This is a genomic window from Pseudomonas sp. GM_Psu_1 (assembly GCF_026544185.1).
In the GTDB taxonomy this organism is placed as follows: Bacteria; Pseudomonadota; Gammaproteobacteria; order Pseudomonadales; family Pseudomonadaceae; genus Chryseomonas; species Chryseomonas oryzihabitans.
In genome coordinates, this window is sequence record NZ_JALNUX010000006.1 from 406,824 (window position 1) to 421,621 (window position 14,798).

At 67.6% G+C, this 14,798-nt stretch carries 15 protein-coding genes; 9 read left to right on the forward strand and 6 right to left on the reverse strand.

The genetic code is table 11. The features are described 5' to 3' along the window. Positions 1–55: 55 nt before the first annotated feature. The 3 genes from OXS31_RS13580 to OXS31_RS13590 all read right to left on the reverse strand — a co-directional run bounded on the left by OXS31_RS13580 (position 56) and on the right by OXS31_RS13590 (position 1,909). Complete coding sequence (locus OXS31_RS13580) at positions 56–829, reverse strand: OmpA family protein (RefSeq protein WP_267399507.1); 774 nt, start codon at positions 827–829, stop codon at positions 56–58. Between the two features lie 45 nt (positions 830–874). Further along, the gene (locus OXS31_RS13585) at positions 875–1,306 is read right to left on the reverse strand and encodes a DUF4398 domain-containing protein (protein ID WP_007161972.1); all 432 of its coding nucleotides are present in this window, start codon (positions 1,304–1,306) and stop codon (positions 875–877) included. Positions 1,307–1,573: 267 nt separating this feature from the next. Further along, complete coding sequence (locus OXS31_RS13590; RefSeq protein WP_007161973.1) at positions 1,574–1,909, reverse strand: hypothetical protein; 336 nt, start codon at positions 1,907–1,909, stop codon at positions 1,574–1,576. Positions 1,910–2,072: 163 nt separating this feature from the next. Here OXS31_RS13590 and ppc point away from each other — a divergent pair, with 163 nt between their 5' ends. The 7 genes from ppc (at position 2,073) to OXS31_RS13625 (ending at position 9,346) form a co-directional block, all read left to right on the forward strand. After that, the gene (gene ppc, locus OXS31_RS13595; RefSeq protein WP_042136888.1) at positions 2,073–4,709 is read left to right on the forward strand and encodes a phosphoenolpyruvate carboxylase; all 2,637 of its coding nucleotides are present in this window, start codon (positions 2,073–2,075) and stop codon (positions 4,707–4,709) included. A gap of 190 nt (positions 4,710–4,899) precedes the next feature. Beyond that, positions 4,900–5,547: an adenylate kinase gene (gene adk, locus OXS31_RS13600; RefSeq protein WP_007161975.1), complete on the forward strand. Its 648-nt coding sequence runs from the start codon at positions 4,900–4,902 to the stop codon at positions 5,545–5,547. Positions 5,548–5,684: 137 nt separating this feature from the next. Continuing rightward, a complete protein-coding gene (tsaB, locus tag OXS31_RS13605) occupies positions 5,685–6,368 on the forward strand; it encodes a tRNA (adenosine(37)-N6)-threonylcarbamoyltransferase complex dimerization subunit type 1 TsaB (protein WP_007161976.1) in 684 nt (227 codons plus the stop codon). A gap of 137 nt (positions 6,369–6,505) precedes the next feature. Then, entirely contained in the window at positions 6,506–6,865 is a 360-nt protein-coding gene (locus OXS31_RS13610) for a hypothetical protein (RefSeq protein WP_042136892.1), read from the forward strand. Next, on the forward strand, positions 6,865–7,722 hold the full coding sequence (locus OXS31_RS13615) for a DUF72 domain-containing protein (protein ID WP_145250215.1): 858 nt from the start codon (positions 6,865–6,867) through the stop codon (positions 7,720–7,722). The genes OXS31_RS13610 and OXS31_RS13615 overlap by 1 nt, the downstream gene beginning before the upstream one ends. 108 nt (positions 7,723–7,830) lie before the next feature. Continuing rightward, a complete protein-coding gene (locus OXS31_RS13620; protein WP_267399527.1) occupies positions 7,831–8,532 on the forward strand; it encodes an extensin family protein in 702 nt (233 codons plus the stop codon). Between the two features lie 31 nt (positions 8,533–8,563). Next, positions 8,564–9,346, forward strand: a complete 783-nt coding sequence (locus OXS31_RS13625; protein WP_267399529.1) for a class I SAM-dependent methyltransferase — start codon at positions 8,564–8,566, stop codon at positions 9,344–9,346. Between the two features lie 55 nt (positions 9,347–9,401). On the opposite strand, the gene OXS31_RS13630 is transcribed toward OXS31_RS13625, so the two are convergent. Genes OXS31_RS13630 through OXS31_RS13640 form a run of 3 tightly spaced genes read right to left on the reverse strand, consistent with a single transcriptional unit; the run spans position 9,402 to position 12,399 of the window. Beyond that, the gene (locus OXS31_RS13630) at positions 9,402–10,910 is read right to left on the reverse strand and encodes a tripartite tricarboxylate transporter permease (RefSeq protein WP_027598571.1); all 1,509 of its coding nucleotides are present in this window, start codon (positions 10,908–10,910) and stop codon (positions 9,402–9,404) included. A gap of 1 nt (position 10,911) precedes the next feature. After that, complete coding sequence (locus OXS31_RS13635) at positions 10,912–11,370, reverse strand: tripartite tricarboxylate transporter TctB family protein (protein ID WP_007161982.1); 459 nt, start codon at positions 11,368–11,370, stop codon at positions 10,912–10,914. Positions 11,371–11,418: 48 nt separating this feature from the next. Then, a complete protein-coding gene (locus tag OXS31_RS13640) occupies positions 11,419–12,399 on the reverse strand; it encodes a tripartite tricarboxylate transporter substrate binding protein (RefSeq protein ID WP_007161983.1) in 981 nt (326 codons plus the stop codon). A 330-nt stretch (positions 12,400–12,729) separates the two neighbouring features. On the opposite strand from OXS31_RS13640, the gene OXS31_RS13645 reads away from it, so the two are divergent. Together OXS31_RS13645 and OXS31_RS13650 are read left to right on the forward strand one after the other, a co-directional pair. Next, the gene (locus OXS31_RS13645; RefSeq protein WP_007161984.1) at positions 12,730–13,401 is read left to right on the forward strand and encodes a response regulator; all 672 of its coding nucleotides are present in this window, start codon (positions 12,730–12,732) and stop codon (positions 13,399–13,401) included. Next, entirely contained in the window at positions 13,394–14,797 is a 1,404-nt protein-coding gene (locus tag OXS31_RS13650) for a sensor histidine kinase (protein ID WP_007161985.1), read from the forward strand. Before OXS31_RS13645 ends, OXS31_RS13650 begins: the two co-directional genes overlap by 8 nt. Position 14,798: the final 1 nt, after the last annotated feature.

Genomic DNA, 14,798 nt, shown 5'->3' on the forward strand with positions numbered 1-14,798 from the left:
ATTCGCCGGCAAAAAAAGACCCCGCCTGGCGGGGTCCTTTCTTTTCACACCGCGCTTACATGCGCGGGGCGACGGGGTTGGCGTCGTTGGAGATGGTCACTTCCACGCGACGGTTCAGGGCGCGATCGGAGGCGTTGCTGTTGCTGGCCACCGGGAAGTTCTTGCCATAGCCACGGGCCTGGATGCGGTTCGGCTCGACGCCGGCGCTGACCAGGGCGGTCTGGATGGCCTGGGCGCGACGCTCGGACAGCTGCTGGTTGTAGGAGTCGCTGCCGACGCTGTCGGTGTAGCCCTCGACGATCACCTTGCGCTCGGGATTCTGCTTCAGGTAATCGGCCAGCTTCTGGGCGTTGGCATAGCCCTGGGGCTTGAGTTCGGCCTTGTTGAAGTCGAACAGCACGTTGCCAAAGGTCACCACGGTGCCGCGCTCGGTCTGCTTGGCCTGCAGGGCGTCCTGCAGCTGCTTGAGCTGGGCGGTACGGGCGTCCAGGCGGGCCTGGGTGCGCTCGGCATCGACGCCCTGCATCTGGGCTTCGGTCATGCGCAGCTTGATGGTCTGCATGGCCGTCTGGATGCGCTGGTTGGTCAGGTAGGCCAGCTGGTCGACGGTCTTCTCGTTTTCACCGTCCTTGTAGGCCTTCTCGGTCTTCTGCAGCCAGGTGCCGGCGTCCTTGGTCTCCAGGGCGGCCAGCTGGGCGGCCTGCGGCTGGGATTCCAGGGCGGAGTAGTCGGACTTGGCCTTTTCCAGGTTGGGGTTGGGCGGCGTGGAGCACGCGGCCAGGGCCAGGCTGAGCAGCGACACGGCAGGGATCAGAATGTGTTTACGCATGATGGTCGTCCTTTTAATTCGTGAAGGGAGGAAAGGGGCGGTCGCTTACTGCTGGACCTTCTTCTGCAGGTTCTGCTGGAGCTGCAGGTTGATCTGACCTTCCTCACGGATCTGCTGGATGCTGTTCTGGGCATCCTTGAGCGCGGCATCGGCCTTGGCGGCCTGGGTCTTGCGGGTGGCCAGGCGGGCATCCCACTCGGCCTGCTCGGCCAGTTGCTTGGCTTCGTCGTACTTCTCGTTGGAGAGAGCGGTCTGGGCCTGGGTCCACTTGTCCTGGGCCGACTTGGTCTCGATGGGCGCGAACTGGTTGCCACCGGAGCTCACGGCCTCGTTGACGGCGGACTGGGTCACGGCCATCTGCGCGGTCGGCGGATTGCCGGCGCAACCGGCCAGCAACAGCGAGCTGCCCAGGGCAAGGGCTGCCAGTTTCAGGGTGCAGGCTTTGGAAAGGGACTTTTGGGCAGTGGCACTCTTCATGGATTCAAGCTCCGTTGTTGATCCGAAAAGCGCGCCGCCGGCACGGGCAGGGCGGGCGCCTGGTCATGTAAAGCCGCATGTGGAAACAAGCCCGGCGCGGCCCTGAGAGGCCCGAGGCGGGTGCTGACAACCAGCCCTCGTCCAGCGCTGCGGTCTGACTCTGTGACCGCTCATCCGACAAAAATGTTCACTGGCTATCGAATTTCGCCAGGGCGCGGAGGCCCTTGGCAGAGCGGTAGCGATGTAGGTAAAGGTGCAGGTTGGCGGCTAGTCGGGCGTTTCGGACTGCAGGCGATGCAGGTGCTTGCGCGCCAATTCGAGAAAGCGCGGGGTGGTGCCGGCATCGGCGTAGAGGGGATCGCCAAGCTCGTCGGTGGCCACCACGTCCTCGCCCTGCACATAGGGAAAGCTGGCCTCCAGCTCTTCGAAGGCGGCCGCCAGCAATTCACCGAGCAGGGCCTCGGGCGTGCGCTGGGGATAGAGTTCGCAGAGGGCCTCGAGACGGGCCGCGGTCTCCAGCTCCAGGTCGAGGTGGTAGCGGCGGGTGGTGCTGGAGGTGGTGGCCTGCTGCTCCCATTGGTGAGCGAGTTCGCGAATCTTCATGGGCATCTCCCGTGGCTTAGGCAAAGGTCGGATATTCAGGTCGAGCGCGGCTGGGCACCCTGCAACAGCCGGGGCTTGCAACCGTGACAGCGGGGTGCTGTCCTCTGCGCTAGACCGCAGCGGTTGCCGTGAGGTCCGAACCGGTACTTTCGAGGAGCACGAGATGGTGGAAATCGATGTTCGCCTGCGCGAGCAGGTGCGTTTGCTGGGTGAGCTCCTGGGGCAGACCATTGCCGACCAGCATGGCGCGGCCTTTCTCGACAAGATCGAGCGGATCCGCAAGGGCGCCAAGGCCGCCCGTGGCGGCTCCGCGGAGGGTGCCCGCCAACTGGGCGACACCCTGGATACCCTGGCCGAAGACGAACTGCTGCCGGTGGCGCGGGCCTTCAGTCACTTTCTCAACCTCGCCAACATCGCCGAGGAATATCACCGGGTCAGACGGCGTACCGAAGACGAGCCACCGCCCTTCGAACAGCAGGTGTTGCCGGAGTTGCTGGAACGCCTGACCGTGGCCGGTCACTCCGGCCAGCAGCTGGCCGAGCGGGTCGCGGCGCTGGACATCGATTTGGTGCTGACCGCTCACCCCACCGAGGTCTCCCGGCGCACCCTGATCCAGAAATACGACGAGATCAGCGCGCAACTGGCGGCCCTCGATCATCGCGACCTGACCTCCGCCGAGGTGGCCGCTATCGAGGCACGGCTGCGTCGGCTGATCGCCGAGGCCTGGCACACCGAGGAGATCCGCCGCCAGCGGCCGACGCCGGTGGACGAAGCCAAGTGGGGCTTCGCGGTGATCGAGAATTCGCTGTGGCAGGCGATCCCCAGCCTGCTGCGCAAGTTGGACGACTGCCTGCAGGAACGCACCGGCCAGCGCCTGCCGCTGACCGCGGCGCCGGTACGCTTTTCCTCTTGGATGGGCGGCGATCGCGATGGCAATCCCAACGTCACCGCCGCCATCACCCGCGAGGTGCTGCTGCTGGCGCGCTGGATGGCCGCCGATCTCTACCTGCGCGATGTCGACCGGCTGGCCGCGGAGCTGTCCATGCAGGCGGCGAGTCCGGCCCTGCGCGAACAGGCCGGCGATCACCCGGAACCCTATCGCAAGGTGCTCAAGGTGCTGCGCGAGCGGTTGCAGATCACCCGCAGCTGGGCGGCCCATGCCATCACCGATCCCCATGCCGGCGCCCGTCATATCCTCAGCGACAACGCCGAGCTGATCGCCCCGCTGCAGCTGTGCTACGACTCCCTGCAGCACTGCGGCCTGGGGGTCATCGCCGATGGCTCCCTGCTCGATACCCTGCGCCGGGCCCGTACCTTCGGTCTCTATCTGGTGCGCCTGGACATCCGCCAGGACGCCGCGCGCCATGCCGCGGCCCTGGCCGATATCTGCCGCTATCTCGACCTGGGCGACTACGCCGCCTGGAGCGAGGCGCAGCGCCTGGAATTCCTGCGTGGCGAGCTCGGCAGCCGGCGTCCCCTGCTGCCGCTGGACGCCCAGCTGGAGGCCGATACCCAGGAGGTGCTCGCCACCTGCCGCGTGATTGCCGCCTCGCCGCCCGATGCCCTGGGCTCCTATGTCATCTCCATGGCCGGCGCGGCGTCAGATGTCCTCGCCGTGCAGCTGCTGCTGCGCGAGTGCGGGGTACGCCAGCCGATGCGGGTGGTGCCGCTGTTCGAGACCCTCGACGACCTGGATCATGCCGGCAGCGCCATCGCCAGCCTGCTCGATCTGCCCGACTACCGCGCGCGCCTGGCCGGTCCCCAGGAGGTCATGATCGGCTATTCCGATTCGGCCAAGGACGCCGGCACCCTGGCGGCGGCCTGGGCCCAGTACCGTGCCCAGGAAGCCCTGGTGGACATCTGCGCCAGTCGGGGCGTGGAGCTGCTGCTGTTCCATGGCCGCGGTGGCACCGTGGGGCGGGGCGGTGGCCCGGCCCACGCGGCCATCCTCTCGCAACCCCCGGGCTCGGTGGCCGGGCGCTTCCGCACCACCGAACAGGGCGAGATGATCCGCTTCAAGTTCGGCCAGCCGGCCATCGCCGAGCAGAATCTGGCGCTCTACCTGGGCGCCGTGCTGGAAGCCACCCTGTTGCCGCCGCCCGCGCCGGAGCCGGCCTGGCGCGAGCAGATGGATCGCCTGGCCCGGGACAGCCTGCAGGCCTATCGCGGCGTGGTGCGCGAAGACCCGCACTTCGTCAGCTATTTCCGCCAGGCCACCCCCGAGCAGGAGCTGGGCCGGCTGCCCCTGGGCAGTCGCCCGGCCAAGCGCCGCGAAGGCGGCGTGGAAAGCCTCAGGGCCATCCCCTGGATCTTCGCCTGGACCCAGACGCGGCTGATGCTGCCGGCCTGGCTCGGCTGGGAAAGGGCTCTGGAAGAAGCCGAGCGCCGGGGCGAGTCGCCGCTGCTGCGCGAGATGCGCGAGCGCTGGCCGTTCTTCCAGACCCGCATCGACATGCTGGAGATGGTGCTGGCCAAGGCGGAGGCCGAACTGGCGCGGCTCTACGACCAGCGCCTGGTGGAAGCCGACCTGCAGGTGCTCGGCAGCCAGCTGCGCGAGCGGCTGCGCCAGGCGGGCGTGGCGGTGTTGCGCCTGACCGGGCAGGGCGAGTTGCTCGAACACCATCCGGAAACCCTGGTGTTCATCGCCGTGCGCAACACCTATCTCGATCCGCTGCACCTCCTGCAGATCGAGCTGCTGGCCCGGGCGCGGGCGGCCGGCGAAAGCCAGCCGGCGGCGCTCGATCAGGCCCTGCTGGTAAGCGTGGCCGGGATCGCCGCAGGACTGCGCAATACCGGTTGAACAGACTGTCGCTTTTGCCGGCGCCCGGGGTCGTCTGGACGGGCCCGGCACCTGCGACGCTTGGTAACTTGTGCGGCCAGGGGGCGCTGTGTATGGTTGGTCCCTTTGGCCGTCTCGTGTCGTCGACAACAATCATCGCGACAGCGCCCTGCGCGGGCTGCCAGTCCGAGACCATTCTAAGGAGCTACAGATGCGCGTAATCCTGCTGGGAGCGCCCGGTGCCGGCAAAGGTACTCAGGCCCGGTTCATCACTGAGAAATTCGGCATTCCGCAGGTTTCCACCGGCGACATGCTGCGGGCCGCGGTCAAGGCCGGCACGCCCCTGGGCCTGCAGGTCAAGGACATCATGGACAACGGTGGCCTGGTCTCCGACGAGATCATCATCGCCCTGATCAGCGAGCGTATCCTCGACGCCGATTGCGCCAAGGGTTTCCTGTTCGACGGCTTCCCGCGCACCATTCCCCAGGCCGAGGCCCTCGAAGCCGCCGGCGTTAAGATCGACCACGTGCTGGAAATCGCCGTGGATGACGAAGAAATCGTCCAGCGCCTGTCCGGTCGCCGCGTGCACCCGGGTTCGGGTCGCGTCTATCACATCGAACACAATCCGCCGAAGGTCGCCGACACCGACGACCTGACCGGCGAGCCGCTGGTACAGCGCGAAGACGACCGCGAAGCTACCATTCGCAAGCGTCTGGACCTCTATCATTCCCAGACCAAGCCGCTGGTGGACTTCTACCAGAAGCTGGGCGCCGCCCAGGGCACGCCGAAGTGCAGCCGCATCGAGGGCGTGGGTTCGGTGGATGCCATCACCGCCAAGGTGCTGCAGGCGCTGAACTAAGCGCCGGTCACGGCCGCCTGTGCCTGCAGGCGGTCCGGTCAAGGCGCCGTCCTGGCGTCACGACCGATGGGCGGGTCCCCTCGCGACCCGTCTTCCTCTAGAATGCGCAGCCCTTTTCCCAGTTGCGGATCTGCCCCATGTCCATCCTGCTCGCCCTCGACACCGCCACCGAAGCCTGCTCGGTCGCCTTGCACCTGGGCGACGAGATCATCCATCGCTACGAGATCGCGCCGCGCCTGCATGCCCAGCGGGTCCTGCCCATGGTGCAGGAGCTGCTGGCCGAGACCGGTCTGAGTCTGGCGCAGGTGGACGCCATCGCCTTCGGGCGTGGTCCGGGCGCCTTCACCGGCGTGCGCATCGCTATCGGCGTGGTGCAGGGCCTGGCCTTCGGCCTGGACCGACCGGTACTGCCGGTGTCGAATCTGGCGATCATCGCCCAGCGCGCCTGGCGCGAGCGCGGCGTGACCCAGGTGGCTGCGGCCATCGACGCGCGTATGGACGAGGTCTACTGGGGCTGCTATCGCCTCGACGGCGCGGCCATGGTGCTCGCGGGGGCGGAAGCCGTGCTGGCGCCCGAGGCCATTGCCCTGCCGGCCGCCGCCACCGGCGACTGGTTCGGTGCCGGCACCGGCTGGGGCTATGTCGGCCGCATGGCCGTGCCGCTGATCGAGCAGGATGCCACTCTGTTGCCCCATGCCCGGGACCTGGCGGTTCTGGCGGCCACCGCCTGGCAGCGCGGCGAAGCCGTGTCGGCCGAGTCCGAAGCGGCGCAACCCGTTTATCTGCGTGATCGGGTCGCCACTCCCAAGCAGTCGGTCTGACGGCAGGAAACCACGCGTAATAGTCTGACGTCCAAGCTGTAGATGCCGCTCGTCCGCCGGTCGCGACGGGCGTCCGGCCCTTGATTGTCATAGCTTTCGACCCTACTTAGAGTAGTGCCATCCGTTCGGGACCTGCCATGCGCATTGACAGCGGCTATGCCTCCTCTGCTTATCCCCTGAATCGTTCCTCGCGCGCGGTCACGCCCGTACGCGAGGTGGCGAAGGATGAGGACGCCCGCCAGAATGCCATCGCCCGGGAGGCCGCAGGCAATCCCCGGCCCGACGTCGCGCCCCTCCGCCGTGTGGAAGCGGCTGCGGCGACCGATGCCGGCAATGGCAATGGTAACGGCCTGGTGCTCAGCGAGCGCGAAGGGCGCTTCGCCAGCCAGCTCACCGCCCGTGCCCAGCAGGCCCTGGCCAGCTACGGCAGCACCGCCGCCTTCGGCGCCGAGCCGGACGGCTCCTCCAGCGTCGTGGGCCTCGACCTCTACGCCTGATGCTGCCGTACTTTCTCGGCTGCCCCTCCTGGAACGATAACGCCTGGCGCGAGAGCCTCTACCACGGCTTGCGTCCGGGTGATTTCCTGCCGCGTTACGCCCAGGTGTTCAACGCCGTGGAAGGCAACACCACCTTCTACGCCTGGCCCGCGGCGGACACCATCCGCCGCTGGGCCGAATTGATGCCGGCCGGCTTTCGCTTCTGCGCCAAGTTTCCCCGCGACATCAGCCATGCCGAGGATCTGCGGGTGCAACTCGCCAGCGCCCGTACCTTTCTCGAATCGCTGGCGCCCCTGGGTGAACGGGCCAGCCCGCTGTGGCTGCAACTGCCAGCGGGCTTCGGGCCCGATCGGCTCAAGGAACTGCAGGTCTTTCTCTCGGCCATGGCGCCGCGTTGCGCCCTGGCGGTGGAGGTCCGGCACCTGGCCTTTTTCGACAAGGGCGAGTCCGAGCGGGCCCTGAACCGGCTGCTCATGGACCTGGGCGTGGAGCGCGTCGGCCTGGATTCGGCCGCCCTGTTCAGCGCCGATCCAAGCGAGCCGGCCGTGCGCCTGGCCCAAGCCAAGAAACCGCGGGTTCCGGCTCGCGCCCTGGCGTTCAGCGAGCATCCCCAGGTGCGTTTCATCGGCCGCCTGGAATTGGCCGCCAACGACTACTACCTGGCCAAGTGGGTCACCCGGGTGGCCGACTGGATCGAAGCGGGCAAGGTGCCCTATGTCTTCTTGCACACCCCAGACAACCGCCAGGCGCCCGAGCTGGCCCTGAGATTCCATGCCCAGCTGCGCGAACGCCTGCCCGGTCTGCCGGCATTGCCCGAGCTGAGCACCGCCGACACCGAACAACTCGGTCTGCTCTAGCCCACGCCGGTTGTCGCGATACGTTTGGCGACGTTTTCGCCGGCATTCCCGCGGCTCGCTCCTGTCAGATGAGGTCTACCGCCTCGCGAATCCCCTTCGGCGCGCCGCATGAAAGCCAGACACCTGCTCGGTCTCGTCATCCTGCTCTATGGCGGTCTGCATACCGCCTTCGACCAGGGCTGGCTGCGCATTCCGCCGGCCTACAATCCCTGGGCGCCGCTGGATATCCAGGCCCCCACCAATGCCGTCACTCGCCTCAAGCTCTGGCGTCTGCAGGCCGATGCCGACTATTGCGCGGCGTCCCTGGCCACCTCGGCGCTCAACTATCGGGAATTGCGCGGCAATGCGGGGTCGGCCGACTGTCCGCTGGAGCGGGCCGTGCGCATCCAGCGCGGTGAAGGGATGAGACTCAGCGGCAGCTTTGTCGCCAGCTGTCCCCTGGCGGTGAGCTTCGCGCTGTTCGAGCGACAGGCGCTGCAGCCGGCGGCCGAAGCCGTCTATGGCCAGCGGGTGGCCGAGGTGGAGCACTATGGCAGCTTCGCCTGCCGCAATATCTATGGCCGCGCCAGTGGCCGGCGCAGTCAGCACGCCACCGCCAATGCCCTGGACATCGCCGGGTTGCGCCTGGCCGATGGGCGGCGCATCAGCGTGGCGCGGGACTGGACCGGCGATCCCCAGGCCCAGCGCTTCCTGCGGCTGGTGCGCGACGGGGCCTGCCGGTCCTTCAATACCACCCTGGGACCGGACTACAACGCGGCGCACCGCGATCATTTCCATGTCGACATGGGTGGCTTTCGCGTCTGCCGGTAGAATGACGGGTCTTTTCGCCTGCGAGTCGCCCATGTCCACCGCCCACCCCGCGCTTATCGTCGAAGCCCTGGAACCCGCCTTCACCGAGGCCGCCGCGGCCTGGGCCGCGCGCCTGGGCCTGCCCCTGGGCAGCGCCACCACCGAGGAATTCGCCGTGCAGGTGGGCGCCCAGGGCCTGCAACTGGTGCAGCGCGGCCCGGAGGCGCCGGGTCCGGTGCGGGTGGATTTCGTCGAGGGCGCGGCGGCGCACCGGCGCAAGTTCGGCGGCGGCGCCGGCCAGATGATCGCCAAGGCGGTCGGGATCGGCCCGGGCGTGCGTCCGCGCATCCTCGACGCCACCGCGGGTCTGGGGCGCGACGCCTTCGTGCTGGCCACCCTGGGCTGTGCGGTGACGCTGGTCGAGCGCCAGCCGCTGATCGCTGCCTTGCTGGAAGACGGCCTTGCCCGCGCCGCGCGGGATCACGAGGCGGCCGCCATTGCCGCCCTGATGACCCTGGTGCAGGCCGACTCCACCGCCTACCTGCAGCGCGGTGAGGGCGAGGCGCCCGAGGTGATTTACCTGGATCCCATGTTCCCGCACCGCGACAAGAGCGCCCTGGTGAAGAAGGAGATGCGCCTGTTCCGGCCGCTGGTGGGCGACGACCTGGACGCCCCGGCGCTGCTGGCCGCGGCCCTGGCCCGCGCCAGTCACCGGGTGGTGGTCAAGCGCCCGCGAAAGGCGCCGGCCATCGAGGGGGTGAAGCCGGGCTATGTGCTGGAGGGCAAGTCCAGCCGCTACGATATCTATCCGAAGAAGAGCTTCAAAACTTCTTGAATGAAAAAGCCCGCGGGCGGAAGGACTCCGGCCGCGGGCGCGGGTGTCGCCGACCTCAGACGGTCGCGGGCTTGGGCGCGCGACGCTTGCGCCAGGCACGGTAGAAGGGCAGGGCCACCATCAGGATGCAGACGATCCAGATGGCCTGGCTGATGCCGCTCTGCCAGAGGATGCCCATGTCGCCGTTGGAGATCGACAGTGCGCGTCTCAGGCTGGTTTCCATCAGCTCGCCGAGGATGAAGCCCAGCAGCAGCGGTGACAGCGGGAAGTCCAGCTTGCGCATGATGTAGCCGAAGATGCCCACGCAGACCATCAGCACCAGGTCGAAGGTGGTGGCGTGCACCGCATAGACGCCGATGCCGGTGATGATGGCGATGGCCGGGGCCAGCGACCAGTTCGGCACCTCGAGGATCTTGGTGAACATCTTCACCATGGGCACGTTGAGGATCAGCAGCATCACGTTGGCGATGAACAGCGAGGCGATCAGACCCCACACCAGATTCGGCTCGTTCTGGAACAGCAGCGGGCCGGGGGTGATGTTGTAGAGGGTCAGGGCGCCGATCATCACCGCGGTGGTGCCCGAGCCGGGGATGCCCAGGGTCAGCATGGGAATCATGTTGCCGCACACCGCCGCGCCGATGGCGGTTTCCGGCGCTGCCAGGCCGCGCAGGTCACCCTTGCCGAACTTGCCATCGGCACCGGCCATGCGCTTCTCGGTGGTGTAGGCCAGGGCACTGGCCAGGGTCGCGCCGGCACCCGGCAGCACGCCGATGATGAAGCCGCTCACCGAGCTGCGCAGGTTGACCATGAACACGCTGCGCGCTTCGCGCACGTTGAACAGCATGCGCCCGGTGGCCTTGACCGCGACCTGGCCATGATGGGTCTGCTCCAGCAGCAGGAGCAGTTCGCTCACCGAGAACAGACCCAGCACCAGGATCACGAAGTCGATGCCGTCGGCCAGGTGCACGTTGTCGAAGGTGAAGCGGTAGACGCCGCTGTTGGCATCGATGCCCACGGAGGCGATGGCCAGGCCGAAGAGGGCGGCGACCAGGGTCTTGACCGGCTTCTCGGCGGCCATGCCGGAGAGGCTGAGGATGGCCAGGGCCATCAGCGCGAAGTATTCCGCCGGACCGAAGGCGATCGCCCATTTCGCCAGCAGGGGCGAGAACAGCACCATGCCGCAGGTGGCGATGAAGGCGCCGATGAAGGAGCTCCAGGCCGACAGCGACAGGGCCACGCCGGCCATGCCCTGGCGGGCCAGCGGATAGCCGTCCAGGCAGGTCATCATGGTCGCGGCTTCGCCGGGGATGTTCAGCAGGATCGAGGAGATCCGCCCGCCGTATTCGCAGCCCAGATAGACCGCCGCCAGCAGGATCAGCGAAGTCTCCGGCGGCAGACCCAGGGCGAAGGCCACCGGGATCAGCAGGGCGATGCCGTTGATCGGTCCGAGACCCGGCAGCAGGCCGACCACGGTGCCGATCAGGGTGCCGATGAGGGCCACGATCAGGTTGGTCGGCGTCATGGCGACGCCGAAGCCCTGCATCAGAAAATTCAAGGTATCCATGTCAGCCCTCCAGGAATTCCAGCACGCCAAGGGGTAGGGGGACTTCCATCACCCGGTCGAACAGCACATAGAGGCCGATGGCGAGCAGCAGGCTGACCAGGGCGCAGGGCATCAGGCGACCGCCGTAGAGCAGACCGCAGAGGGTGGCGGTGATGAAGGCGCTCAGCGGAAAGCCCAGCGGCTGGAAGGTCAGGGCATAGCCCAGCAGGATGGCGCAGCAGGCCACTACCTTGCGCAGCGAGGAGGCGTCCAGCGGTTTCTGGTCTTCGCCATCGCCGATCGGCGTGGGGCGGATGATCAGATAGGCCAGGCCCAGGCTCATCAGCCCGAACATCAGCATCGGATAGGCTCGCGGACCGACCGGCTCGTAGGAAAAGGGCGCCTGGTAATCCCGGGCGATGAACAGCATGACGAGTCCGGCCACCAGCCAGACCGCCATGAAGGCGCGTTGGAAGATCATGTCGACATCCTCGAAGGCGCCCGGAAGGGCGCCAGGGGCGGGGGCTCGTTACTGGATCAGGCCGAATTCCTTGGCCATGCCGCGGTAGCGCGCGACTTCCTTCTGCACATAGGCGTCCAGCTCGGAGCCGGTCATGGCGAAGGGGAAGAGTTCGCGCTGATCACGCAGCTTGGCGAAGTCGTCGGAGGCCAGCAGCTTGTCGAAGCTGGTCTTCCACCAGTTGTACTGCTCGTCGGTGACCTTCGGGCCCACATAGAAGCCGCGGACCACCGGCCAGACGATGTCGTAGCCCTGCTCGCGCGCGGTGGGGATGTCCTTCATCGCCGGTTCGTCGAAGCGCTGCTCGGCGAAGACCGCCAGCAGGCGCATGTTGCCGGCCTCGACATGGGGCATGGAGTCGGAGATGTCGGTGCTGCCGACCTGGATATGCCCACCCAGCAGCGCGGTGGCGATCTCGCCGCCGCCTTCCAGAGCCACGTAGCGCAGGTCCTTGGGATTGATGCCGGCAGCCTTGGCGATCAGCGCGGTCTGCATCCAGTCCTGGCTGCCCACGGTACCGCCGGAGCCGATCACCACCTTGCTCGGGTCCTTCTTCAGTGCCTCGACCAGGTCACCCAGGGTCTTGTAGGGCGAATCTGCCTTGACTGCGATGGCGCCATAGCTGGCGCCCACTGCCGCCAGCCAGCGCACGGCCTTCTCGTCGAAGCGACCGAACTTGCCTTGCGCCAGGTTCAGCAGCGAACCGCTGGAGAAGGCGACGATGGTGTCGCCGTCCGCCGGCCGCTGGGCCACCACGGTGTTGTAGGCCACCGCGCCCACGCCGCCGGGCATGTAGGTCACGCGCATGGGCTTGTCCAGCAGCTTGGCTTCCACCAGGCCGCTCTGGGCCAGCTTGCAGGTCAGGTCGAAGCCGCCACCCGGGGAGGCCGGGGCGATGCATTCGGGACGCTTGGGTTCGGCCATGGCCTGGGCGGACAGCAGCACGGAGGCGGCCAGGGTCAGGGTGAGGGTGCGCAAGGTGGTGCTCATCGACGTCTTCCTTTTGTTGTTATTTCAGAAGCTGACAGGCGGACACGGCTCAGGCTCGCCAGGGCGGCGATCGTTCGGAGAAGAGATACGGGAGCACGTGGAGCTGCGCGAGGGCGAGCATGGATGTCGTTCCGCTTGTTATTGTTGTTGGCCAACCAGGGGTGGCGCTTGGGCAAGCATCATGCGGTTCTGGGACCGCTACCTTTCACTCTAGACCGCCAAGCTTTCAACAGCCTTTCAGATGTGAAAGGCGGCGATAGTGGGGTTCCGGCTGCAGGCCAGCCGGCCGGTATCCGGTAAACTCGGATTTTTTGAGCGGGAGCTGTCAGCGTGCGCATCCTATTGGTCGAAGATCATCCGCCACTGGCCGAAAGCGTCGCCCAGGCGCTCAAGAATGCCGGACTCAACGTCGATCTGCTCAACGATGGCGTGGCCGCCGACCTGGCCCTGCAGAGCGAAAGCTATGCCCTGGCCATCCTCGACGTCGGCCTGCCGCGCATGGATGGCTTCGAGGTGCTGGCGCGCCTGCGCGAGCGCGGCGATCGCCTGCCGGTGCTGATGCTCACCGCCCGCGGCGAGGTCAAGGATCGGGTGCAGGGGCTCAACCTCGGCGCCGACGACTACCTGGCCAAGCCCTTCGAACTCACCGAACTGGAAGCCCGGGTCAAGGCCCTGCTGCGCCGCAGCGTGCTGGGCGGCGATCGCCAGCAGCGCTGCGGCCCGCTGATCTATGACCTCAACACCTCGCGCTTCACCCTGGGCGAGGAGGCGCTGTCGCTCACCTCGCGCGAGCACGCCGTGCTGGCCGCGCTCATCGCCCGCCCCGGACGGGTCATGAGCAAGGAGCAACTGGCCGCCCAGGTCTTCGGCCTGGACGAGGAAGCCAGTCCCGAGGCCATCGAGATCTACGTCCACCGCCTGCGCAAGAAGCTGGAAGCCGGCGCCGTGCGCATCGTCACCTTCCGCGGCCTGGGCTATCTGCTGGAAGAGCAGCATGGCTGAAGTGGCGAAGGCGGCTGGCAGTCTGCGTGGGCGACTGCTGCTGCGACTGGTCGTGCTCTTGGCGGTGATCCTGGCGGTCAGCAGCCTGGCCGCCTATCTCAATGGCCGGCGGCTGGCCGACGTGGCCTATGACCGGACGCTGCTGGCCTCGGCCCGCACCATCGCCGCCGGCCTGTCGGCCACCAATGGCACCCTGCGCGCCGACGTGCCCTACATCGCCCTGGACAATTTCGCCTACGACAACGTCGGGCGCATCTTCTACCAGGTGCTGGATACCCGCGGCCGGTTGATCTCCGGCTACGAAGAGATTCCACCACCGCCAGCGGACGCTCCGCTGACCCGCGACTATCCGGCCCTGGCGCGCTTCTACAACAGTACCTATCGCGGCAAGGACGTACGGGTGGTCAGCCTGGCCCAGCCGGTCAGCCAGCCGGATCTCACCGGCATGGCCGAGATCCGCGTCGCCGAGACCGCCGAAGCCCGCGAGGAGGTGGCCCGCAGCCTGCTCACCGACACCCTGATCCGCCTCGGACTGATGGGGCTGGGTGCCATCCTGCTGGTGTGGATGGCGGTCGGCGCCGCCCTGCGCCCCCTGGAGCGTCTGCGCCAGGCGGTGGAAGAGCGGGGCGTGGACGACTTGCGGCCGCTGCCCGAGGTGCGGGCGCCCCAGGAGTTGCTGCCGCTGGTGCATGCCCTGGAAGGCTTCACCCTGCGCCTGCGGCGGCTGTTCGAGCGTCAGGCGGACTTCATCGCCAACGCCGCCCACGAATTGCGTACCCCGCTGGCGGCGATCAAGGCGCGGGTCGAGCTGGGCCTGCGCGAACGCGAGCCCCAGGCCTGGTACGCCACCCTGGAAGAGACCCGCGCCAGCACCGATCGCCTGGCGCGCCTGGCCAACCAGCTGCTGTCACTGGCGCGGATCGAGAGCGGCGCCCAGGCCATCGCCGAAGGCGGCGCCGAACGCCTGGAACTCAGCGATCTGGCCAGGGAACTGGCCATGGCGCTGGCCCCCCTGGCCCATGCCAAGGGCGTCGCCCTGGCCTTCGAGCCCTTCGCCAAGGCGCCGGTGATCGGCGAGCCGACACTGCTCAACGAGCTGCTCTGCAATCTGGTGGAAAACGCCCTGGCCCATAGCCAGTCAGGTGGCAACATCGTGGTGCGGGTGCTGGCCCCGGCGGTACTGGAAGTCGAGGATGACGGTCCCGGCATTCCGGCCAATGCGCGGGCCAAGGTTTTCGAGCGCTTTCAGCGTCTGGATCCGCAATCCGGGGGTGCCGGTCTGGGACTGGCCATCGTCGGTGAGATCTGCGCCGCCCATCGGGCGCGCATCCAGTTGCTGGACGGCGCGCTCGGCGGACTGCGGGTGCGGGTCGAATTTCCCGCCGAGGAAGCCTAAG